The following is a 20,222-nucleotide window of genomic DNA, read 5'->3' as shown; positions in this document are numbered from 1 at the left end:
ACTCCCGTTTCAGACCTCACGGCCTTAAGTTGATGGCAGAAGTTTAATCTGTCGGGGTTTGCTGCAGTAGTAGGCAAGATGTACACTCAGCGTTCTACTGGTAGAACGATAAGGGATACGATGCTGACCGATCTGAACGATCTGTTTTTCTTCGCCAGCGTGGTCGATCACCAGGGATTTGCTCCCGCCGGCCGGGCGCTGGGCATTCCCAAATCCAAGCTCAGCCGCCGCGTGGCGCTGCTGGAAGAGCGGCTGGGCGTGCGCCTGATCCAGCGCTCGACGCGGCGTTTCTCGGTGACCGAGGTCGGCCAAAACTATTACGCACACTGCAAGGCGATGCTGGTGGAAGCGGAAGCGGCGCAGCAGGCGATCGAACAGACGCGCGCCGAGCCCTGCGGCACGGTGCGCATGTCGTGCCCGGTGGCGATCCTGCACACCCGCGTCGGCAGCATGGTGGCGGCCTTTATGGCCGACTATCCGAAGGTGACGGTGCATCTGGAGGCCACCAACCGCCGGGTGGACGTGGTGGGGGAAGGGTTGGATCTGGCGATCCGCGTGCGGCCGCCGCCGCTGGAAGACAGCGATCTGGTGCTGAAGATCCTGGCGCAGCGCACCTGGTGCGTCGCCGCCAGCCCGGCGCTGGTGCGCACCCTCGGGCCGGCGCACACGCCGGAAGACCTGCGTAAATACCCGACGCTCGATCTCGGCCCGGCGCGCGCTCAGCACCAATGGCGGCTGACCGGCCCGCAGGGTGAACGGGTCGAGTGGGAACACACGCCGCGGCTGGTCACCGACGACATGCTGATGCTGCGCACCGCCGCCATCGCCGGCGCCGGCATCGTTCAGCTGCCGGCGATGATGATGCGTGACGACATGCTGCGCGGCGAACTGGTCCAGCTGCTGCCCGGCTGGCAGCCGCAGGGCGGCGTGGTGCATGCGGTCTACCCGTCGCGCCGCGGTTTATTGCCGGCGGTGCGGCTGCTGCTCGATTATCTGGGCGAGCAGTTCGCCAGCATCGAAGAGGAGTGATTAGGCGGTAATTTCGATCGCGTTGCCGTCCGGATCGCGGATGACGGCCTCATAGAAGCCGTCGCCGGTCCAGCGCGGAGCGGACTGCAAGATACCCTCCTGCTGCGCGCGCTGCGCCAATCGATCGACCTGCCGTTCATCCCCCAGCGACAGCGCGATGTGCGCCCAGCCCACCCGTTCTTCCAGGGCCTGCGCCGGCAACAGCGTCGGCACGCGCATGATCTCCAGCGTCGGCCCGGCCGCCAGGCTGACGAAACGGGAAACAAACCCCGGCCGGTTGCGGCTGACGTACTCCTCACCCGCCTCACCGTTGAAATAGCGCTGCCAAAACGCCAGCTGCGCGTCGATATCACGGGTCCACAGGGCAACATGGGCTATTTTCATCATCATTCTCCGGTCGGTAAATCGCTGTGCCAAACCTGGCCGCCGCCCTGCGCCACCTGCAGCTCGAGCTGCGGGTGCGCGCCGCGCGCCGTCACCAGATGATCCACCCGCCCGGCGGGCAGGAAGGGGTAAGGGGCGTAGGTATTGAGCTTGTCGCGGGTACACAGCACCGCCACGCTGCCGGCGCGCGTCAGCAGCCGCTTTTTGAAGGTGGCGTCCTGGTAGCTCAGCGCGGAGAAGCCGCCGTCCGGGTCGTAGGCGCAGATGCCGGTGAACACCAGATCGAAATGGAAACCATCTATCTCTTCCGCCGCCTTGGCGTCCACGCAGCCGCCAACCTGCGCATCCAGCTCACCGCCGATCAGGATGGTGCGGATCCCCGGCCGTTCCAGCATTTTGCCGGCGATGCTCAATGCATTGGTCACCACCGTCAAACGCCGATCGCGCGGCAACATATCCGCCAGATACAGGTGGGTGCTGCCGGCATCGAGGAAGATCAGCTGCTCTTCACCGATCAACCCCAGCGCGGTCTGCGCCAGCGTCAGCTTCTCATCGCCGCTGAGCGCCATGCGCGCCGCAACGGGGCCTTCGGCCGGCGTCGGCGCCAGCGCGCCGCCATAGATACGTTTACACAGGTTCTGCGCCGCCAGCTGGCGCAGATCGCGGCGGATGGTGGCTTCGGTGGTATTCAACCGCTGCGCCATCTCCAGGGCCAACACCCGCCCCTGTTGGCGAAGCGCGTCGAGAATGGCCTGGTGGCGTTCATTCGGTAACAGTTTGGACATCGCGTAAATCCGGTGACGCTAAAGTGATCACGAATGTACATAAACGTACACAATCGAACAATCATTTTTTTCGCCACGCTGAAGCGGCGGCGCTCGTCTAGACTGAGAGTGACATCACCGATAAGGGATTATGACGCGATGACCTCCGCCGTGCTTTATACGCTGTTTCCCGCCGCAGCCACCGTCATCGGCGCTGCGGTGGCACTCTATCGCCGCCCCGGTGCCGCCACGATGCGCGTCATCCATCACTTTACCGCCGGCATCGTTTTTGCCGCCGCCGCCACCGAAATCCTGCCCGATCTCAAGCAGCAGTCGCCTTTGGCCGTGTTGCTGGGCGGCGCTGCGGGGGTGCTGTTAATGCTGTTGGTTAGGCATCTGGGTGAAAAAGCGCAGGGGCCGGTCGGTTTTATCGCCGCGGTCGGCGTCGATATCTTTATCGATGGGCTGGTGCTGGGTATTGCCTTCGCGGCCGGTGCCAAGGCCGGTCTGCTGTTGACGCTGGCGTTGACGCTGGAAGTGCTGTTCCTGGGGTTGTCGATCGTCGGCGATTTGAAAGACTTTCTCGGCAGGCGGCTGCGGGCCATGGCGGCGATAGTCGGCCTGGCGCTGCTGCTGCCCATCGGTGGCCTGCTGGGGGCGCCGGTGGCCATGCTGGGCGCATTTTGGCTGACCGCCTTTTTGGCCTTTGGCCTGATCGCCCTGCTCTACCTGGTCACCGAGGAGCTGCTGGTCGAAGCGCATGAAGGCGGAAAAGAGACACCGTTCGCCACCGCGATGTTCTTTGCCGGCTTCCTGCTGCTGTTGCTGTTAGAGGAAGGTTTGGGGTAAAAAAACAGGAATTTCATGGCGCATGCCGCCCGGAGGCAACGCTTTGGCTATACTGAGGCAGGCGAAGTTACCGTAGACGTAACGGCTTGGGCGTAAAGGGAAAACGATGTTATTGACGATCGCAAGGTGGCTGTTTCAACTCCCCGGGAAGCTGTTCGGGCTGATTTTTAAAAATCGCCTGAGGATATTTTTGTTCTTTATGCTGGTCGCCATCGCGGTGCTCGGCGCCAAGCGCTATCTGCGCGCTCATCAATATGACGACGAGTTCAGCCTCGCCGCCCCCACCGATTACAACCGCGCGATAAAGCGCGAAATGCCGCTGCGCGAGGCGCGTGAACAGTGCGGGGGGCCGCTGCACGACAATGCCGGGCAGCCGTGGCCCGCCTCAGCCGGTTATCTGCACCAGCCGATGCGGCTGCCCGCGACCGGTCTGCATCGGCTGACGCTGGATAATCAGGGCAACGATTTCGCGGTGCTGGTCAAGCTGGAAACGCCGACGGCACCGCAGCAGCTGGCGGAAGTTTTTATTCCGCCCGCCGGCAGCTTCGAGGTGAAAATCAATGCGGACGCGGAACACGTCATGAAAATCAAGAACATCAAGACCGGCTGCATGTTCCGCTCCCGGCCGTTCAACCTGGATAAACAGAGCGATTGGCGCATGCCGCTGACGCTACAAAAAGACGGCAGCCTGCAGCTGCAGTCGATAGGGGATCGCCAATTCTGATCGGGCACCAGGCGGAAGCGCCGGCGCCGCGAGGGTTACTTTTTCACCGGGTGATCGCGGCGGAACAGTTCCCAGCTTTCAATTTCCTGCCCACTCGGCAAGGTGCAGGTGGAATACTGGCCTGCCGCGTTCTCTTTGGCATTCAGCTTGCCGCCGATTTGGGTGCAATACACGTCGGCCGGGTTCGCCATGCCGATCGGTTTCACCTGCGGCGGTGGCGGCGCATCGTTGGATTTCACGGAACACCCCTGCAACATCGTCATCCCCGCCAACAGGGAAAGCATCAACGTTTTTTTCATTTTTCCAGCTTATGCAAAAAAGAACGGCGGAGCGCTCCGCCGTTCGTTCATCATGAAATAAAGGATTTGCCCTGTTTCAGCACCAGATCGCAGGCTTTTTGCTTCACCTTCTCGGTGATCTGCGAGGTGCCCAGGCTGTTCAGATCCAGGCTCTTGCCTTCGCCGGTCTGCAGCAAGCCGCCCAGGCCCTGCTGATAATCCTGGCTCTTGGCGTTTTCGGTGCTGGTGATGCCCAGCTTGCTGAGCAGCTGATCTTTCACCCCTTCGGCACCGTTAGCCGACAGCACGTTGTTTTTCACACAGTACTGCAGGATACCGGCGGCATTGGTCATGCTGCTGGAGCTCAACGCCTTGTCGCCACCGTTCAACAGGCCGGTCAGCGAGGAGAGCGACATGCCGCCGCTGCTGTCGCCGCCCGACTTGCTCAGTTCGCCCGCCGCGCTGCTGAGGGAATCCATCAGCCCGGCAGCCTGAGTGGCGCCGCTAGCCAGGGTAGCGGACAGCGCCAAGGCCAGCAGTAAACGATGTTTGGTGATCATAGTGGTAAAACTCCTGTAATAACGGCATGCGATCGGCGCAGCGCGCCGGGATACCCTTCCGACGCCGCCGGCGGCGACAAGTTCCTTTTATCTCGCCGCTGCGCCGTTTTTCGGAATTCAGGAAATTTAGAACTGCCAGCGCAGCCAGGCGAAGAACACGTTGCCGTTGTTATAGGTGCCGGGAATGTAGGTCGCCTGGAACGTCAGCCGCTGATAGCCGATAGAGGCCAGCGGCAGCGGTGCCGGGATAGGAATGTATTTCCAGTTGTCACGCGCGGTGACGCTGGCGGTGAAGCCCAGCCCCAGGCGGAAATCCTTGTCATCCAGCGGGCGCCAGATCTTCTCGTAGGCGTAGCCGCCGATCGGCTCCCACTTGTTGAAGGAATCCTTGAACGCCATGATGTAGATGCCGTGCCAGTCACCGTCGCTGTCGTAGCGGGAGATACCGTAACCGGCCCCCCACGGGCGCTCGTTGTACTTATCGATATGTTCATCATCGTAAGTCCAACGGTTGTGCCAGGTGATGGCCGGAATATAGAGATCGTGGTTAGGCGAGTTGTTCCAGGTCTCCGCCACGTTATCGGTAAAACGCTGCCATAGACCCGGTTTTTCAGCCTGCGCGGTATTGCCACTTTCTGTACCAACCTCAGCGTAAGAAGGCAGTGCAGGAAATATCAACGCCAGAGAACATGCCAAAAGAGTCCGTTTGAGAAACATCGTAAAGCTCCTGTAAAAATACGGCCGAAGATTCTTACCGATAGCCCAGGCAAGATCAAGCTGTATCTAATTTATCCAACGCCCGTTGTGCTTTGGTTAAGTTTAGCACCGGAAAATTCCCGATAACTTTTAACAGGTTGTGCCGGCCTGCGTATGCTATCGCCTTTCGGGCGGCAAAGCCGTGGGAAAAGTCCGCTTTGTCGCACACGACTCGCGGGCAAGGTGCTTGACCAACACATCGACATCGAGACGGTTCACAAACTCCAGGGAATAAGAAGAATAGAGACCGAACAGGCGATTCTGGTGCCCGACCACCACCAGATCGATACCGGCCTGATGAATGAAATCGTTGACGTCCTTAAAGCGCCGGATAGTGACGATTTCCTTGACCGCAACCGGCGCCTCGACGGCGCTAACCAGCCGGCTCAGCATCGCCTTGGCGGCGATCACCTCCTGCGCCTGGCGATCTTTGACCAGCGCATCGCTGCCGTACTCCAGCTCCGCATAGTCGGCGTTGAGGTGGCCGACGGTGATGGCGATCGGCAGCCCGCCCACCATCGCTAGCGTTTGACGCAGTAACGGCAGCCCATCGCGCTCATCGTGAATCAGTACCAGAATGTGTCGATAGCTTTTCATCGCTCTTTCCCCCGTCAGTCAGTGCCACTGGGGCACCGCCCTCTTTGGTAGGTATACGCCATCTGCGCGCACGTAGAGAAAAGTTTACGTATCACTTCCCACGGAATGTGATGGCCACCACGTTATCTTAGCGACCGTGGCGGCGCATTTTAACGCCGGCCCGACGTGGCGCGCACCGCCGCCCCCGTAAAGCAAAGCTGACGGAAACCGACGAATAAAAAACGATCGCTGTTAATTTTTTGTTTTTAATTGGTTACAGAATGGTTTCTTGAAATAAGCGTGCGGCGGATCACCAAAATCCCCCTTTACGTCAGCGTCGGCTTTTCTTTTCCAGGCTAACTGCCGGATACCGCCAGACAGGATTTAACGCGGCATCAAAAGTACCGGTAAACTCCCCCTGCGTCATGATAAATGCCAACGCGGCGCCGTTTCTCTGCTGATATTCCATCAAGGAAAAATACCGCCGCACGCCAATACGCAATACCCCTACTTTTTATGTATTACTCAATCGCGTAAAGCGCCGAATACAAACCGCCCATTTTTCGGCTGCCAACCCTATCTTGAACAAGTCGACGCTTTAAATAACTGTTAAAGCTAACGACACAACATCGCCAGCAATTTATTTTTGCTGATTTTCGCCTGACAAAATAAAGATAAATAATCCGGAGCAATCAATGAAAATAACTATCGGGTCATTCATTCTGCAACAGCTTCACGCCCTGAACGTCGATCGTATTTACGGCGTGCCCGGCGACTATAACCTCAGCCTGCTGGAGCTGCTGGAAAGCGACGACCGATTGGCGTTTATCGGCAACTGCAATGAATTGAACGCCTCCTACGCCGCCGACGGCTACGCCCGAATGAAAGGCGCCGGCGCGCTGATCGTCACCTACGGCGTTGGCGATCTGGCCGCGCTGTCCGGCATCGCCGGTGCCTATGCCGAATCTTCGCCGGTGATCTGCATTGCCGGCACGCCGCCGCTGCACGCGATGAAGAATCATCAGCTATTGCACCATACCTTGGGCGACGGCAATTTCGACAACGTCATGAACTGTTTTAAACAATTCACCGTTGCTCAAGCCTTGATTACGCCGGAAAATGCCGCGCAGGAAATTCCGCGCGTTATTTCCCGCGCCTGGATAGAGAAGAAACCGGTCTATTTACAGCTGCCTTCCGATATTTGCGACGTCGAAATTGAAATCACCGCAGCCGCAGCGGCGCCGCAGTTGCCGGCCAGCGATAAATACAATGTGCAATTAGCGGCGATGGCGCTGTTAACCAAAATAAAACGCGCACAGCGCCCGATCATGTTGATCGACCAAATGGTGGATCGCTATCAGCTGCAGCAGCGGGTTATCGAGGTCGCTCATCGCTTTGCCATTCCGCTGACCAATATGCCGACCGCCAAATGCATTATTCCGGAAGATACCGCCGGTTGGATGGGCGGCTACAGCGGCAACCTGTCGCGCCCCGAACTGTATGAACGCATGGCCCACTCGGACTGCGTGCTGAGCTTCGGCGTGCGTCTGGTGGACTCCACCACCGGCTATTTCTCGCAGCAAATTCCCGCCGCCGCTCAGGTGGATATCCAGCCGTTCTCGCTGAAGCTGGACAACACCTCCTACCCGGCGGTGGCGGCGGCGGATCTGCTGCAGGCGCTGCTGGATCTGAGTGAAGACGCGCCGGTACAGCCCCTGGCGCCGCTGCCCGATCCACGAGAGAAGCTGGCGACGCCGAGCGATACCCCCATCGACCAGGCCTATCTGTGGCAACGGATCCAGCGATTTATCCGGGCAGATGACGTGGTGGTGGTGGAAAACGGCACCTCGGGCGCCGCCATCGGCGGCATGCGCATGCCCGGCGGCGTCAAGGTGGTCAACCAACCGATCTGGGGTTCGATCGGCTATACCCTGCCGGCGCTGCTCGGCACCCTGATGGCGGCGCCGGAGCGCCGGCATCTGCTGTTCATCGGTGACGGCTCCTTCCAGCTCACCGCGCAGGAAGTGTCTACCCTGCTGCGCTGCGAGCAAAAGCCGATCATCTTCCTGATCAACAACGACGGCTACACCATCGAGCGTTATATCCTCGGCGAAAACTCGTCCTACAACGACATCGGCCCGTGGGACTACGCCAAACTGCCGGCGGTGCTGAATACTCAGGCGCAGCCGTTCAGCGTGGCGGTGGAGACCACGCAGCAGCTGGAAATGGCCCTGGAACGCGCCTCGCGGCAGGATCGGCTGGCGTTTATCGAGGTGAAAGTGCCGATGATGGACACGCCGCCGGTGATGAAAGAGTTCTGCAACCGCTGCAACAGCTTTAACTTCGGCCTGACCAACCCACGCCGCAGCGCCTGAGGCGCTACCGCGCCGCCGGTGGTTCAGGCCACCGGCGGCATTTTTTTATGTCGTTACCCGCCGGCGCGCGCCATGCAACGCTGGCGGCGTTCGTCCACCCGCTTGGCGAACCAGGCGGTGGTCAGCTTGCGGGTGATTTTCGGGCTCTCCAGCTGGATACCCGGCAGCATCTCACGCGGCAGCTTGCCGCCCGCCAGCGCGTAGACCTTCTTATACAGGTCGGTGTCGGCAAAGCCGGCCGTGTCGCCTTTCTCGAGCGCCCGGCGAATGGCGCTGTCGCTCATGTTCAGGCGCTTGCCGAGCGTGCGCACCGCCAGCTCGGTCGAGCCGGGCTTGTCGCTGCCGAAATCGATCAGGTCGCCGTCCAGCGCCAGCGGAATCGCGCTCGCCCGGCTGACCGCGTTTTGGAACGCCGCGTTGCGGCTGGCGTACCAGCCGGCGTTGAAGTCGGCAAAGCGATAAATCGGCCGGCTGTAATCGACCGGATACCCCAGCAAATGCATAATGCCGAAGTACATGCCACCGCGCCGGCTGAAGACTTCGCGGCGAATCGAGCCGTCGATCGGATAAGGGTACCCTTTGGCGTGCGCCTCGGCGAAGGCGACGCTCACCTGCATCGGGCCGCCGGTATGTACCGGGTTTAAATGCCCGAACAGCTTCTGCCCCATCGGCACGCGGTCGATCATGTCATCGAAGATATCGCTCAGATCCTTCTCGGTACGCACCTTATCCAACCGCTCGCTGTAGCTCTTCCCGTTCGACGACGAGATCTTCAACGCGGTGTGCACCAAAAAGTTCGGGATGTGCATCTGATCGGCACGGCGATCGATCTCCTTCCAGGCGATCTTCGGCAGCCCCGGCACCTGCGGGTTGGCCTGGAACGTCGATTCCTGTTCGGTCACCGCCAGCACCGAACACAGGTTCTCATCGCTCGGCTCGATGCCCTGCGCGGCAAAGGCGGCGGTAATATCGGTAGCCCAGCCCTGACGATCGCCGGCGTTGGCCGGGATCAGCGTCATCAGTCGGGCTTTGACGTCGGCGGGGCGCGCCGCCGGCGCCGTGGTGGGGGTTTTACTGGTACAGCCCGCCAGCGCCAGCAGCGCGGCCAGGCTCAGCCAACGGAAGGGCGTCGGGTGAAATAAACGAGGTATCGGCATCTTTTCCCTGAACGTGATGACATGAACAGCACTGAAATTAGCCCAGCCGCCGCGCACAATCCAGTATAAAGATATCGCCGCGCCTTCCCGTCAGGCCGCTATGTTCAAACGCCTCATAAAGATGTATTTTATATACATCATATAAATCACTTTGCTTGTCCAGCCAGAGGAGCCCCTTATGGAGCAGCAGCTGCTTTGCTATAAAACCCTGCCGGAATGGAACAGCGACACGCTGCCGGAAGCCTTCCGCCAGCGCCACAACACCCAGAGCGGCACCTGGGCGAAGCTCACCGTCCTGAGCGGCAGCCTGACGTTCGCCATGATGACCGAAGACGGCGCCACCACCGAGACCTGGCAGTTCAGCCCCGAAAGCCAGCCGCCGTTTATCGCACCGCAGCAGTGGCATCGCATCGTTTCCTTCTCGGACGACATGACCTGCCGGCTGGCGTTTTACTGCACGCCGGAAGATTACTACCACAAGAAATACGAACTGACGCGCACCCACTCTGAAGTGATCGAGGCGGCGGCGCGCATCGCGCCGGGCAAGGCGCTGGATCTGGGCTGCGGCGGCGGCCGCAATTCGCTCTATCTCAATCTGAAAGGTTTCGACGTCACCGCCTGGGACAAGCACGCGCCGTCGATAGACCGCCTCAATCAGATCATCGACGCCGAGCAGCTGACCCGCCTGAGCGCCAGCGTGCAGGATCTCAATACCCACCGCTTCAGCGGCGAATACGACTTCATCCTGTCCACCGTGGTGATGATGTTCCTCGAACGCCAGCAAATTCCGTCTATCGTGCAAAACATGCAGGACAGCACCGTGCGCGGCGGCCATAACCTGATCGTGGCGGCGATGGATACCGAGGATTATCCCTGCCCGCTGCCGTTCCCGTTCACCTTCAGCCCGGGTGAGCTGAAGCATTATTATCGCAACTGGGAGATCCTCAAATACAACGAAGACGTCGGCCAACTGCACAAGACCGACGCCGCCGGCAACCGCATCTCGCTGCGCTTCGCCACCCTGCTGGCGCGCAAGCTATAGCGCGTCGTGAAAGATAACCCCCAGCGTGTGGCGTTGGCCGGCGTGTATCCGGCTGACGCCGTGGCGCAGATTGACCCGATAGTAGCCTTTCACTCCCGCCACCGGCCGGTGATGCACGGCGAACACTACCGCGTCGCCCTGCTGCAGCGGCACCACCTCAGGCCGACTCTGCATCCGCGGCCGCTGTTCGGTCAGCACGAATTCGCCGCCGGTGAAGTCCCGTTCAGGGGCGGAAAGTAAAAACGCCACCTGCAGCGGAAACACCCGCTCGCCGTACAGATCCTGATGCAGGCAGTTGTAATCCCCCGCTTCGTAACGCAACAGCAGCGGCGTCGGCCGCCGTTGGCCGGCCCGGTGGCATTCGGACAGGTAGGCCTCGTGTTCGGCGGGATAGCGCGCCGTCAAACCCAATAAGGTATTCCACCGGTTGGCCACCGGCGCCAGCCGTGCATACATCAGGCTGCGCACCTCGGCCACCGGAAGCGGCAGCGGATAGGCGAAATAGCGGTACTCGCCGCGGCCAAAACCGTGCTTCGCCATCACGATGCGGCTGCGGAAGTGCGCATCGTGCGGGTAGAACGCCGCCAGCTCGCGGCACAGGTCTTGGCTGAGCACGCCTGGCAACCGCGCGCAGCCCTGCGCATCGAGTTCGCGTTCAATCGCCGCCCAGTCCAATTCGGCCAGCCGCGCCGCCAGCGGGCCGCTCATCGCTGCGCCTCTTTTTCCAGCAAGGCTTGCTTGCGCTCGACGCCCCAGCGATAGCCGGACAAGGCGCCGTCGTTGCGCACCACCCGGTGACAGGGGATCGCCACCGCCAGCACGTTGGCGGCGCAGGCGCCGGCCACCGCGCGCACCGCTTTGGGCGCGCCGATGCGCCGGGCGATATCGGCATAGCTGACGGTCTCGCCGACCGGTATCGTCCGCAGCGCCTGCCAAACCCGCTGTTGAAACGCGGTGCCGCGAATATCCAGCGGCAGCGCCAACCCGTTCTCCGGCGCTTCAATCAACCCCACCACCTGCGCCATCAGCGCTTCATACTGCGCGTCGCCGCCGATCAGCTCGGCATTAGGGAACTTGTCCTGCAGATCCTGCACCAACCGCTGCGCATCGTCCCCCAGCAAAATGGCGCAGATGCCCACCTCACTCTGTGCCGCCAGGATCTCGCCCAGCGAACAGCGCCCGACGGCGAAATGGATGCGCATGCCTTTGCCGCCCGCCCGGTAAGCCTTCGGCGTCATGCCCAGCGCGGCGTTGGCTTGCTGGTAGAAGCGGCCGTTGGCGCCATAGCCGGCGTCGAAGATCGCGTCGGTCACCGTCTCCTGCTGCGTAAGACCGGTGCGCAGCCGTTGGCTGCGCTGCGCGTCGGCATAGCCTTTCGGCGTCAGGCCGGTGATCGCTTTGAACAACCGGTGGAAATGGTATTGGCTCAACCCGACGTGGCGCGCCAGCGTCTGCAGCGACGGCGCTTTCTCCGCCCGTTCGATATAGCGGCAGGCCTCGGCTATCTGCCGCGCATGCTGCTCCGTCAACGGCGTCAGCCCCTGGCGGCAGCGTTTGCAGGGCCGATAACCCGCTGCCTCCGCCTGCTCGGCGTCGTCGAACAGCTCCACGTTTTGCCGGTTCGGCTGGCGTGACGGGCAAGAAGGTGAGCAATACACGCCGGTGGTTTTCACCGCGTAGATAAAGCGGCCGTCGGCGTGCTTGTCGCGGCTGACGATCGCCAGCCAGCGCGGATCGGCGCTGTCGATTACGTTTTTCATCATCCGTTCCTCACTGCGGTTTCGATGTTAACCAGCATAGTGACGGGCCGTTGGCGAAACACGCCGACTCTTGCTTTTTAATTCGGCGCCGACGTTTTCAACAATGTTTCGACAATTTTTAACCAACAACATGAAGTTTATTACGTTGCCAACCCGGTTGCACAGCGTTAGGATCGCGGCCGGCCACGGGCGTGGCCAGTGTTTTTGCCTGTTAGTTGCGCGCATGGAGAGGTTATTGTGTTAGAGAGTTTTGGCGTCCTGAATTTATGGACCTATTTGGCCGGGGTGGTCTTTATTATCATTCTGCCGGGGCCGAATACGCTGTACGTACTGAAAACCGGCGTATCGCGCGGCGTGCGCGCCGGCTACACCGCAGCGCTCGGCGTGTTCATCGGCGATGCGATCCTGATCTTCTGCGCCTATATCGGCGTGGCTTCGCTGATCCGCACCACGCCGTTCCTGTTTACCCTGGTGCGTTTTCTCGGCGCGATTTACCTGCTGTTCCTCGGCGCAAAAATCCTCTACGCCACCTTCGTGCAGAAGGCGCAGGCGCAACAGCAGCAAATTGAGGGCGGCCACAGCATTCTGCGCAAATCGCTGACGCTGAGCCTGACCAACCCAAAAGCTATCCTGTTTTACGTGTCGTTCTTCGTGCAGTTCATCGACTTCAACTACGCACACACCGGACTGTCGTTCACCATTTTGGCGCTGATCCTCGAAGCCGTCAGCTTTATCTACATGAGCACGCTGATCTTCTCCGGCGCGATGCTGGCGCATTTCTTCAATCACAAGAAAGGTCTGGCGAAGCTCGGCAACGGCCTGATCGGCCTGCTGTTCCTCGGCTTCGCCACCCGTCTGGCAACCCTGAGTTCGTGATCCCTCCCGGCCGGCGCCCGCCGGCCGCGGTTTACTCGTTCGTCACGGCAAAATGACACGCAGGGCAAACCGAATGTCAGGCAGACCAAAGCCGCCGCTTTCCCGCTGATCTAGACTTGCAGGGTTAACGATAACCTGATGAGCCTGATCGGAGGATGTATGTCTGACAATACCGTAGCCGTGCTGGATAGCGTGTCGCGTTTTCTCGATCGTCAGCATGGGCTGTATATCGACGGCCAGTGGCGCGCGTCCGCCGCGGAAGGCCGCCTGGCGGTGTATAACCCCGCCAATGGGCAGCAGATCGCCACCACCGCCGACGCCAACGAGCAAGACGTCGCGCTGGCGGTGCAGTCCGCCCACAAAGCCTTCAGCGAAGGCGTCTGGGCACAGCGTCTGCCGGTAGAGCGCGAACGCATCCTGCTGCGCTACGCCGATTTGGTGGAGCAACACGCCGAGGAGCTGGCGCAGCTGGAAACCCTGGAGCAGGGCAAGTCCATCAACATCGCCCGCGCTTTCGAAGTCGGCAGCACCCTGAACTGGATGCGCTACACCGCCGGTCTGGCAACCAAAATCACCGGCCAGACGCTGGACGTCTCCATTCCGATGCCGCCGGGCGCCAAATATCAGGTTTATACCCGTAAAGAGCCGATTGGCGTGGTCGCTGGCATCGTGCCCTGGAACTTCCCGCTGATGATCGGCATGTGGAAAGTGATGCCGGCGCTGGCGGCAGGCTGCTCCATCGTCATCAAGCCGTCGGAAACCACCCCGCTCACCCTGCTGCGCATGGCCGAACTGGCGAGCGAAGCCGGCGTGCCGCCGGGCGTGTTCAACGTGGTCACCGGCCGCGGCACCCTGTGCGGCAAGGCGCTGACCGAACATCCGCTGATCGCCAAAGTCAGCTTTACCGGCTCCACGCCGGTGGGCAAAAGCATCGCGCGCGCGGCGGCGGATCGCCTGACCCGCGTGACGCTGGAGCTGGGCGGCAAAAACCCGGCCATCGTGCTGAAAGACGCCGATCCGCAGCAGGTGGTCGAAGGCCTGATGCTCGGCAGCTTCCTCAACCAGGGGCAGGTGTGCGCTGCCAGCTCGCGGATTTATATCGAAGCGCCGATCTATGACCAACTGGTGGCCGGTTTCGAACAGGCGGTGAAATCGCTGTCGGTCGGGCCGGGCATGGATACCGGCGCGCAAATCAACCCGCTGGTGTCGCTCGCGCACCGCAACAAGGTAGCGGCCTACCTGGACGATGCCCGGGCGAAAAACGCCGAGCTTATCGGCGGCGCGGCCGGGCCGGATGCCAATGGCTTCTACATCCCGCCAACGCTGGTGATCAACCCGGACGACAGGCTGAACCTGACGCGCGAGGAAGTGTTCGGCCCGGTGGTTAACCTGATTCGGGTAGCGAGCGCCGAAGAGGCATTGAGCAAGGCCAACGACACCGACTTCGGGCTGACCGCCAGCCTGTGGACCACCAGCCTGCAGAAAGCGATGGCGCTGACGCCGCGCATCCAGGCCGGCACCGTGTGGGTCAACACCCATACGCTGATCGACCCGAACATGCCGTTCGGCGGGTTCAAACAGTCGGGCAGCGGCCGTGACTTCGGCCCGGATTGGCTGGATGCCTACACCGAAACCAAATCGGTCTGCATCCGCTATTGAGTGAGGCGGCGCGGGCCTGGCCCGCGCCCTGACTTATTGATATTGCCGGCGGTACTCGCTCGGCGACATGCCGAAACGCTGCTTGAAAGCGGTCGAGAAATGGCTGTGATCGGCGAAACCCCAGTCGAGGCCGACTCCGGCCAGCTTTTCCTGCCCGGCGGCACTGCGCAGCGCCTGCGCGCACAGATCCAGCCGGCGATTTCTGATGTACTGCGCCACCACCAGCCCCTGGCGGGCGAACAGCCGATACAGGCTGCGCAGCGACACCCCCAACTCGGCCGCCACCCATTCCGGGCGCAGCTGCGCCGACTGAATATGCCTGTCAATCAACGCCAGCGCCTTGTCGAAAACCGGCTGTTGCCCCTCCGGGCGCGCCTGTTCGAGCGCCAGCGCCGGGCGCAGCAGCGCCGCCAGCGCATTCAGCACCGCTTCGCTTTCCGCCGCGGCGAGCTGAGGATCCTGCATGCTGCTCAGCACCAGCTGGCGGCTGAGGCGCACCGCGCTGAGCTCTGCTCCGAGACGCTGGGCACAAGGCGGCGGCACCGGCAGGCAGCCGCGCGGCAACAGCAGTGAGATTTGGCGTGAATCGCGCTGGAAGGTGAAGCTGCTGGGCCGTGAGGCGTCGATCAGCGTGATGTCGCCGGGAGAGAGCACCGTCTGGCTCTCGCCCTGTTCCATCAACGCGCTGCCGCGCAGCTGGAAGACGGTAAAAAAGTGCGCGCCGTCGCTGCGGGCGATCTCGCGCGGCGTGCGGTACAGCCGGGCCTGAGACACGTCGACCACGCTCAGGCGCAGCGCATGGGCGCGGAATTCCTGCATCGCCCCGCTGAAGCCCGGCCCCAGCGTTTTCGCGCAGAATCGGCCGCAGGCGGTGTTGATTTTCCCCAGCCACTCTTCGAAGCCGACGTCCCGGAGCGTTGCCAATGCCGTCATGATCTCTCCCTTCAAACAGCAGCGGTGCTGCGCCGTTGAACAGAAAAACACCATAACAATCCGTTAACACACAATCAATGGCGAGCGGGGGATTTGGCGCCGCGATCACAGTTCACCCGGCGCCCGTCATCAATCCGCCACGAAACCGTCATCTCATCGTCACAGGCCTCGCCAAAGATACAGACTGCTCCCCTTTCACTTTGACACCCTGGACATGATCCGATGAAATCGTTGCAGAAATCCGTTTTAGCGCTGTGTTTGTTTACCACCAGCGCCCTGACCGCGTTCCACGCGCAGGCGGCAGAGGAAGCCCAACCGTTCACCACCGCGCAGCAGGTGGATCTGACCCACATCCTGCCGCCGCCGCCGGCCAACGACTCGGCGCAGACCCAGCGCGAACTGCGGGAAGTGCTCGACATGCAGCAGAAACGCACGCCGGAAATGGCCAGCCAGGCCAAGGCGGATGCGGAAGAGAACGTCTGGGTGTACAGCAACGTGATGGGGCCGAAGTTCAACGCCAAAGCGTTGCCGGCCGTGAGCGCCTTCTTCGATCGCATCGTCGCCACCGAAGCGGCGGTGGTCGATCCGGCGAAAGATTTCTGGAAGCGCCCGCGCCCGCATATGCTGGACAGCCGCATCGAGCCGATCGTCAAGCGCTCCAGCTCCGGCTCCTGGCCTTCCGGCCACACCACGCTGGGCACGCTGATGGGCATCACCCTGGCCAATATGGTGCCGGAAAAGCGCGCCGCCATTATGACCCGCGCCTGGCAATACGGTGACAACCGAGTGGTGGCAGGGATCCACTACCCTTCCGATATCGAGATGGGCCGCATCGCCGGCAGCGTGATCAGCCAGCAGCTTTCACAGCAGCAGGATTTCCAGCAGCAGTACCGGCAAGCGCGCGACGAGCTGCGCCTGGCGCTGGATTTGCCTGCGGAAAAATAGACCCGGCGGCTAACACCGGGCCCTGATGGCCCGGTTTACGGCTGCTTGTCCAACAGGTAACGCACCACCGCCGCGTACTCTTTGGCGTAGCCTTCGACGCTGGTGCTCGCCATGCCGGCATTGTCTATCTTGTATTTGCCTGCCACGTAGAACGATGGGGTGCCGCGCACCTCGAACGCTTTCACCGCTTCATTCTGCTTGGCGATCAATCCTTTGACCAGCAGGCTGTGACGCGCGTTTTCATAGGTAGCGGCATCGATGCCGGCCGCCGTGAACACCCGCTGAATATCTTCGGCGCCGTTGACGGCGCGCTGTTTCTGCACCGCGTCGAACATCGCTCCTTCAATCTTGTCTTCCACGCCCAGCACCGTCGCCACCGCCCAGGCTTCGGTCAGCTCATTGCCCAGTTTGCCCATCAGGCTGACGTGATACTTGGTGACTTTCTCACCGGCGGGCAACGCCTGCGCCACAGTACTGCCTACGCGGTAGGTTTCGGCGAACTGATAGCAAGGGCCGCAGTAGAAGGAGAAAAATTCCACCACCGCCGGCGCGGCGGCCACCGGCTTATCCAGCCGGGTGTATTGCTCGCCCGCACGGTAATCCGCGGCCTGAACCGCGGGCAACGCCAACATCAATACGACGGCGGCGGCGAACGAACGCTTAACTTTTGCCAACATAAACACTCCTGGTTTCGATTATGAACATCGTCCTTAGCGGCGGTTTTTATAATCAAATAACCGGAAGAAGGCCAGTTTTTATTACCTTCTGTTTATGTGGGATTCAGTCAGCGCCCTTCGTAGCCGTCCCAATAGGCACCTACCGCTTCCTGCGACAGCACCTGGCGACGCTTAGGATTGTCGGAGCCGCTGTAGGCGCGATTGATGAAAATGGTCTTGTGTTCCATGTTCTGCTGGAACTCCGCGCTGGCCAGATAGTCGGCCTTTTTCTGCGCCTCGCTGCGCGCTACGCCCGCCGCGCGATCCTTTTTCCCCCATTGGTAGAACTGTTCGAACATCGGCACGGCGTTTTTAATGCTGCCGTTCACATCGGTGCGGAATTGCGGATCGAAGTCGTCGCGCGTTTGATAAACGTAATGCTTGGCGTGCAGCTCCGCGCTGCTGAGGTGGTGGGTGCAGGCGCTGAGCGCCAACAGCGGCAACAACAGCGCCGCGCTTTTCAGTTTTTTCATGTCGTCTGTCCCTGTCAGTGAGGAAGGTCCTTTAGCGCCAAGAGCATAGCGCCGGCCCCCGGTGAACGTCAAACGACAAAAAATCGCATCATATTGTTTTATATTAATATTATATACATTGATTGGTATTCATTGCCTGAAACACTATGCTTTAACAGAACAGGGTAAACACTCACCGACAGCGAGGCGGCCAATGAAACCGATCGACAAAAACGTGGGGGAGTACGACCTCACGGCGGAAAAAAAAGCGGGCATGATCACCGGCACTATCCGCGGTGAACTGCCGGACAGCGACGCCAACCTGCCGCTGGTGCCCTTCTCCGGCACCTTCGCCGGCCCGAGCGTGGCCGACGCCATCGCCGATATCCAGCAACAGTTCCCCGACATCGAACCGGCGATTATCGACGACTTGCGCGAGGAACTGCTGAAGGCCGGGTTCTAAATCGGATCGCGGTGCCGCACGAACGGGCTGTAGACCGGCGCGCCGGGCTTCAGCGCCATATCGGCGTCAAAATCGTCATTGCGGTTGAACGGTACCGCCGGCCAGGCGGCAAGATCGCTTAAGCCTTCCCGATACGCCTGCGTCACCTGCGCCAAAGCGGCGTTCTGCGCCCGCCGCTCCTCGCCCGCCAACCCGCCGCGCACGCCATAGACCAGGAACGGCTCCAGCACGCTAAAGCCGATATAGTGCAGCGCATGCATGATCGGCCACAGCATCAACCGCATATCGCCGTCACGCCCGTCCGGCGCACAGGCCTGAGCGGAAGCGCCAGCGGTAACGGTCAGCAGCGCCCGTTTGCCGCGCATCACGCCGTTCTCATGGCGGTGGCGGCTGTCGTACACCCCGCCGTAAACGAACACCCGATCCATCCAGCCTTTGAGGATGGCCGGTGCGCCGAACCACCAGAAAGGGAACTGCAGCACCAGCGTATCCGCCCAGCGCAGCAGCTCGATATGCCGCCGAATCTCCGCCGGCAGCGCCTGGATCGTCCAGTGATGGCGCTGCTCCTGCATCGCATCGAACCTGTCCGCCTGCTTTCTGCTGGGGTAATGGCCGGCGCCTTCGCGCGGATCAACCCCCTCCTGATACAGATCGACCGTCTTCACCTGGTGCCCCTGCGCCAGCCAGGCCTGCCGCGCCTGTTCGGCCAAATGGGCATTGAAAGAATGTGGCTCGGGGTGAGCCAGCACAATCAGCACGTTCATCCTGTTTCTCCCACGGTAAGGTGGTGCTGCTATGCTGTGGCTTTATCGCATCCTTGGCAATTACGCACCTGAAGGTAACCCCCCATGGCCTATCCCGGCGACGTCTATTCGAGTAAATGCTCCGCGCGCGATGCGCTGGCGCTGATTTCCGGCAAGTGGGTGATGCTGATCCTGCCCGCGCTGGCGCAGCGGCCGATGCGCAACGGCGAGCTGCTGCGCCGCATCGACGGCATTTCACAGAAGGTGCTGACGCAAACGCTGCGCCAGCTGGAACGCAACGGGCTGCTCGAACGGCTGGATTTAAGTGAAAAGAATCAGGCGCATGTGGAATACCGGCTCAGCGCCGTCGCCTGCTCGCTGGTCGAGACGCTGACGGCGCTGGACCGATGGGCGGAATACCATTTCCCCGAGTTGGACGCCGCCCGCGAGCGCTATGATGCCGACCGCGGGCGCGAGGCCGATTAAAGCGGTTTGGCCCGCAGCGTCTCGCCGCTGCGCACGAAGTTGCCCGCCCCCAGATGATGAATCGTATGCAGATCCGCATTGGCGGCGGTGAAGTTCCAGCGCCCCTGCTGGAACACCCGCTCGTCCGCCGCCGCGCTCAGCACCTCGCCGAAGCAGGTGTCGTATTTTTCCTGCGCGCCGCTTTCCGGCAATAAGCGGCACTCCAGCCACGCCACGCAACCCTGTTCGATCAGCGGCACCTGCAGGGTGGCGCTCGGCGCCGCGGCGATGTGGAAGCGGGCGAACTTGTCGTCATCCAGCCCGGACACGCTGCCGACCGCGTAGGTGGCGTCGATGAACATGGCCGCCGGCACGCAAATGCCGAATGCGCCGCTTTCCTCGATCATTTGCCGGCTGTGCGCCCCTTTGTCCACCACGATGGCAATGCGCGGCGGGCTGAACTCCACCGGCATCGACCAGGCGGCAGCCATCACGTTGCGTTTGGCGCCGTCGCGGCTGCGGCTGGTGATCAATACCGTCGGGCCGTGGTTCAGCAGGCGGCTGGCGTGTTCGAGGGCGACAGGGCGAAAGTGGCTCATCGGGAAATCCTTGCGAGTGACTGATTGTCCCGCAGTGTAGATCTGCGCTGCGGTGGCAGGCAACGCGGGGCGCACAGAATGCGCAGCTGAGGCGCTTGTTCCCCGTCGCGCCATCCG

General features: G+C 61.4%; 24 protein-coding genes. 10 read left to right on the top strand and 14 right to left on the bottom strand.

Features of this window, described 5'->3' with window-relative positions:
• Positions 1 to 120: 120 nt before the first annotated feature.
• Positions 121 to 1,029, top strand: coding sequence for a LysR family transcriptional regulator (locus ACUXAC_RS16655; RefSeq protein ID WP_049273915.1), 909 nt, complete (start codon positions 121 to 123; stop codon positions 1,027 to 1,029).
• Here ACUXAC_RS16655 and ACUXAC_RS16650 read toward each other — a convergent pair whose 3' ends face one another.
• Positions 1,030 to 1,413, bottom strand: a complete 384-nt coding sequence (locus tag ACUXAC_RS16650) for a VOC family protein (RefSeq protein ID WP_060423221.1) — start codon at positions 1,411 to 1,413, stop codon at positions 1,030 to 1,032.
• A 2-nt stretch (positions 1,414 to 1,415) separates the two neighbouring features.
• The gene (locus ACUXAC_RS16645; RefSeq protein WP_060423217.1) at positions 1,416 to 2,198 is read right to left on the bottom strand and encodes a DeoR/GlpR family DNA-binding transcription regulator; all 783 of its coding nucleotides are present in this window, start codon (positions 2,196 to 2,198) and stop codon (positions 1,416 to 1,418) included.
• A 138-nt stretch (positions 2,199 to 2,336) separates the two neighbouring features.
• Here ACUXAC_RS16645 and ACUXAC_RS16640 point away from each other — a divergent pair, with 138 nt between their 5' ends.
• Both ACUXAC_RS16640 and ACUXAC_RS16635 read left to right on the top strand, forming a co-directional pair.
• The gene (locus ACUXAC_RS16640; protein WP_102984194.1) at positions 2,337 to 3,026 is read left to right on the top strand and encodes a ZIP family metal transporter; all 690 of its coding nucleotides are present in this window, start codon (positions 2,337 to 2,339) and stop codon (positions 3,024 to 3,026) included.
• 106 nt (positions 3,027 to 3,132) lie between these two features.
• Entirely contained in the window at positions 3,133 to 3,750 is a 618-nt protein-coding gene (locus ACUXAC_RS16635; RefSeq protein WP_342120906.1) for a hypothetical protein, read from the top strand.
• 35 nt (positions 3,751 to 3,785) lie between these two features.
• Here the strand turns inward: ACUXAC_RS16635 and ACUXAC_RS16630 are convergent, their stop codons facing one another.
• The 4 genes from ACUXAC_RS16630 to ACUXAC_RS16615 all read right to left on the bottom strand — a co-directional run bounded on the left by ACUXAC_RS16630 (position 3,786) and on the right by ACUXAC_RS16615 (position 5,941).
• Positions 3,786 to 4,049 (bottom strand): putative hemolysin, encoded by a 264-nt coding sequence (locus tag ACUXAC_RS16630; RefSeq protein ID WP_004940597.1) that lies wholly within the window; start codon positions 4,047 to 4,049, stop codon positions 3,786 to 3,788.
• Between the two features lie 50 nt (positions 4,050 to 4,099).
• Complete coding sequence (locus tag ACUXAC_RS16625) at positions 4,100 to 4,588, bottom strand: DUF2501 domain-containing protein (protein WP_015376789.1); 489 nt, start codon at positions 4,586 to 4,588, stop codon at positions 4,100 to 4,102.
• A 126-nt stretch (positions 4,589 to 4,714) separates the two neighbouring features.
• Entirely contained in the window at positions 4,715 to 5,305 is a 591-nt protein-coding gene (gene pagP / locus ACUXAC_RS16620; RefSeq protein WP_025301698.1) for a lipid IV(A) palmitoyltransferase PagP, read from the bottom strand.
• Positions 5,306 to 5,461: 156 nt separating this feature from the next.
• Entirely contained in the window at positions 5,462 to 5,941 is a 480-nt protein-coding gene (locus tag ACUXAC_RS16615) for an adenine nucleotide alpha hydrolase family protein (protein WP_060423210.1), read from the bottom strand.
• Between the two features lie 674 nt (positions 5,942 to 6,615).
• Here ACUXAC_RS16615 and ACUXAC_RS16610 point away from each other — a divergent pair.
• A complete protein-coding gene (locus tag ACUXAC_RS16610; RefSeq protein WP_060423204.1) occupies positions 6,616 to 8,295 on the top strand; it encodes an alpha-keto acid decarboxylase family protein in 1,680 nt (559 codons plus the stop codon).
• Between the two features lie 53 nt (positions 8,296 to 8,348).
• Here ACUXAC_RS16610 and ACUXAC_RS16605 read toward each other — a convergent pair whose 3' ends face one another.
• On the bottom strand, positions 8,349 to 9,452 hold the full coding sequence (locus tag ACUXAC_RS16605) for a DUF1615 domain-containing protein (RefSeq protein ID WP_060423200.1): 1,104 nt from the start codon (positions 9,450 to 9,452) through the stop codon (positions 8,349 to 8,351).
• Between the two features lie 178 nt (positions 9,453 to 9,630).
• Here ACUXAC_RS16605 and tehB point away from each other — a divergent pair, with 178 nt between their 5' ends.
• Entirely contained in the window at positions 9,631 to 10,494 is an 864-nt protein-coding gene (gene tehB, locus ACUXAC_RS16600) for an SAM-dependent methyltransferase TehB (RefSeq protein ID WP_060423195.1), read from the top strand.
• Here tehB and ACUXAC_RS16595 read toward each other — a convergent pair.
• Entirely contained in the window at positions 10,489 to 11,202 is a 714-nt protein-coding gene (locus ACUXAC_RS16595) for a 2OG-Fe(II) oxygenase (RefSeq protein ID WP_100396247.1), read from the bottom strand. The genes tehB and ACUXAC_RS16595 overlap by 6 nt on opposite strands.
• A complete protein-coding gene (ada, locus tag ACUXAC_RS16590; RefSeq protein ID WP_049202310.1) occupies positions 11,199 to 12,254 on the bottom strand; it encodes a bifunctional DNA-binding transcriptional regulator/O6-methylguanine-DNA methyltransferase Ada in 1,056 nt (351 codons plus the stop codon). The genes ACUXAC_RS16595 and ada overlap by 4 nt, the downstream gene beginning before the upstream one ends.
• 237 nt (positions 12,255 to 12,491) lie before the next feature.
• Between ada and leuE the strand changes: the two genes are divergently transcribed.
• Positions 12,492 to 13,130, top strand: a complete 639-nt coding sequence (gene leuE, locus ACUXAC_RS16585; protein ID WP_016928933.1) for a leucine efflux protein LeuE — start codon at positions 12,492 to 12,494, stop codon at positions 13,128 to 13,130.
• Between the two features lie 159 nt (positions 13,131 to 13,289).
• Entirely contained in the window at positions 13,290 to 14,789 is a 1,500-nt protein-coding gene (locus tag ACUXAC_RS16580) for an aldehyde dehydrogenase family protein (RefSeq protein ID WP_060432523.1), read from the top strand.
• Between the two features lie 33 nt (positions 14,790 to 14,822).
• On the opposite strand, the gene feaR is transcribed toward ACUXAC_RS16580, so the two are convergent.
• The gene (feaR, locus tag ACUXAC_RS16575) at positions 14,823 to 15,722 is read right to left on the bottom strand and encodes a transcriptional regulator FeaR (protein WP_038873140.1); all 900 of its coding nucleotides are present in this window, start codon (positions 15,720 to 15,722) and stop codon (positions 14,823 to 14,825) included.
• 222 nt (positions 15,723 to 15,944) lie between these two features.
• Between feaR and ACUXAC_RS16570 the strand changes: the two genes are divergently transcribed.
• On the top strand, positions 15,945 to 16,667 hold the full coding sequence (locus ACUXAC_RS16570; RefSeq protein WP_049202307.1) for an acid phosphatase: 723 nt from the start codon (positions 15,945 to 15,947) through the stop codon (positions 16,665 to 16,667).
• A 35-nt stretch (positions 16,668 to 16,702) separates the two neighbouring features.
• Here the strand turns inward: ACUXAC_RS16570 and ACUXAC_RS16565 are convergent, their stop codons facing one another.
• Entirely contained in the window at positions 16,703 to 17,344 is a 642-nt protein-coding gene (locus tag ACUXAC_RS16565; RefSeq protein WP_049202306.1) for a DsbA family protein, read from the bottom strand.
• A 107-nt stretch (positions 17,345 to 17,451) separates the two neighbouring features.
• A complete protein-coding gene (locus ACUXAC_RS16560; protein ID WP_197809654.1) occupies positions 17,452 to 17,856 on the bottom strand; it encodes an Exc2 family lipoprotein in 405 nt (134 codons plus the stop codon).
• 193 nt (positions 17,857 to 18,049) lie between these two features.
• Between ACUXAC_RS16560 and ACUXAC_RS16555 the strand changes: the two genes are divergently transcribed.
• Positions 18,050 to 18,298 (top strand): hypothetical protein, encoded by a 249-nt coding sequence (locus tag ACUXAC_RS16555; protein ID WP_038873128.1) that lies wholly within the window; start codon positions 18,050 to 18,052, stop codon positions 18,296 to 18,298.
• Here the strand turns inward: ACUXAC_RS16555 and ACUXAC_RS16550 are convergent.
• Complete coding sequence (locus tag ACUXAC_RS16550; RefSeq protein WP_387443371.1) at positions 18,295 to 19,062, bottom strand: NAD(P)H-dependent oxidoreductase; 768 nt, start codon at positions 19,060 to 19,062, stop codon at positions 18,295 to 18,297. The two genes, ACUXAC_RS16555 and ACUXAC_RS16550, sit on opposite strands and share 4 nt — an antisense overlap.
• Before the next feature lie 84 nt (positions 19,063 to 19,146).
• Here ACUXAC_RS16550 and ACUXAC_RS16545 point away from each other — a divergent pair, with 84 nt between their 5' ends.
• Positions 19,147 to 19,527 (top strand): winged helix-turn-helix transcriptional regulator, encoded by a 381-nt coding sequence (locus ACUXAC_RS16545; protein WP_142109339.1) that lies wholly within the window; start codon positions 19,147 to 19,149, stop codon positions 19,525 to 19,527.
• Here ACUXAC_RS16545 and ACUXAC_RS16540 read toward each other — a convergent pair.
• Entirely contained in the window at positions 19,524 to 20,105 is a 582-nt protein-coding gene (locus ACUXAC_RS16540; RefSeq protein ID WP_033641194.1) for a flavin reductase family protein, read from the bottom strand. The genes ACUXAC_RS16545 and ACUXAC_RS16540 overlap by 4 nt on opposite strands.
• Between the last annotated feature and the right edge of the window lie 117 nt (positions 20,106 to 20,222).

Source organism: Serratia sp. 121840015-1, assembly GCF_053627655.1.
Note: the sequence above shows the minus strand (reverse complement) of the source record. Positions and strands in the feature narration are given on the sequence as shown.

Coding starts and splice junctions, on each gene's coding strand:
- ACUXAC_RS16655 (WP_049273915.1), top strand. CDS start 121: ATGCTGACCGATCTGAACGATCTGTTTTTCTTCGCCAGCGTGGTCGAT.
- ACUXAC_RS16650 (WP_060423221.1), bottom strand. CDS start 1,413: ATGAAAATAGCCCATGTTGCCCTGTGGACCCGTGATATCGACGCGCAG.
- ACUXAC_RS16645 (WP_060423217.1), bottom strand. CDS start 2,198: ATGTCCAAACTGTTACCGAATGAACGCCACCAGGCCATTCTCGACGCG.
- ACUXAC_RS16640 (WP_102984194.1), top strand. CDS start 2,337: ATGACCTCCGCCGTGCTTTATACGCTGTTTCCCGCCGCAGCCACCGTC.
- ACUXAC_RS16635 (WP_342120906.1), top strand. CDS start 3,133: ATGTTATTGACGATCGCAAGGTGGCTGTTTCAACTCCCCGGGAAGCTG.
- ACUXAC_RS16630 (WP_004940597.1), bottom strand. CDS start 4,049: ATGAAAAAAACGTTGATGCTTTCCCTGTTGGCGGGGATGACGATGTTG.
- ACUXAC_RS16625 (WP_015376789.1), bottom strand. CDS start 4,588: ATGATCACCAAACATCGTTTACTGCTGGCCTTGGCGCTGTCCGCTACC.
- pagP (WP_025301698.1), bottom strand. CDS start 5,305: ATGTTTCTCAAACGGACTCTTTTGGCATGTTCTCTGGCGTTGATATTT.
- ACUXAC_RS16615 (WP_060423210.1), bottom strand. CDS start 5,941: ATGAAAAGCTATCGACACATTCTGGTACTGATTCACGATGAGCGCGAT.
- ACUXAC_RS16610 (WP_060423204.1), top strand. CDS start 6,616: ATGAAAATAACTATCGGGTCATTCATTCTGCAACAGCTTCACGCCCTG.
- ACUXAC_RS16605 (WP_060423200.1), bottom strand. CDS start 9,452: ATGCCGATACCTCGTTTATTTCACCCGACGCCCTTCCGTTGGCTGAGC.
- tehB (WP_060423195.1), top strand. CDS start 9,631: ATGGAGCAGCAGCTGCTTTGCTATAAAACCCTGCCGGAATGGAACAGC.
- ACUXAC_RS16595 (WP_100396247.1), bottom strand. CDS start 11,202: ATGAGCGGCCCGCTGGCGGCGCGGCTGGCCGAATTGGACTGGGCGGCG.
- ada (WP_049202310.1), bottom strand. CDS start 12,254: ATGAAAAACGTAATCGACAGCGCCGATCCGCGCTGGCTGGCGATCGTC.
- ACUXAC_RS16580 (WP_060432523.1), top strand. CDS start 13,290: ATGTCTGACAATACCGTAGCCGTGCTGGATAGCGTGTCGCGTTTTCTC.
- feaR (WP_038873140.1), bottom strand. CDS start 15,722: ATGACGGCATTGGCAACGCTCCGGGACGTCGGCTTCGAAGAGTGGCTG.
- ACUXAC_RS16570 (WP_049202307.1), top strand. CDS start 15,945: ATGAAATCGTTGCAGAAATCCGTTTTAGCGCTGTGTTTGTTTACCACC.
- ACUXAC_RS16565 (WP_049202306.1), bottom strand. CDS start 17,344: ATGTTGGCAAAAGTTAAGCGTTCGTTCGCCGCCGCCGTCGTATTGATG.
- ACUXAC_RS16560 (WP_197809654.1), bottom strand. CDS start 17,856: ATGAAAAAACTGAAAAGCGCGGCGCTGTTGTTGCCGCTGTTGGCGCTC.
- ACUXAC_RS16555 (WP_038873128.1), top strand. CDS start 18,050: ATGAAACCGATCGACAAAAACGTGGGGGAGTACGACCTCACGGCGGAA.
- ACUXAC_RS16550 (WP_387443371.1), bottom strand. CDS start 19,062: ATGAACGTGCTGATTGTGCTGGCTCACCCCGAGCCACATTCTTTCAAT.
- ACUXAC_RS16545 (WP_142109339.1), top strand. CDS start 19,147: ATGGCCTATCCCGGCGACGTCTATTCGAGTAAATGCTCCGCGCGCGAT.
- ACUXAC_RS16540 (WP_033641194.1), bottom strand. CDS start 20,105: ATGAGCCACTTTCGCCCTGTCGCCCTCGAACACGCCAGCCGCCTGCTG.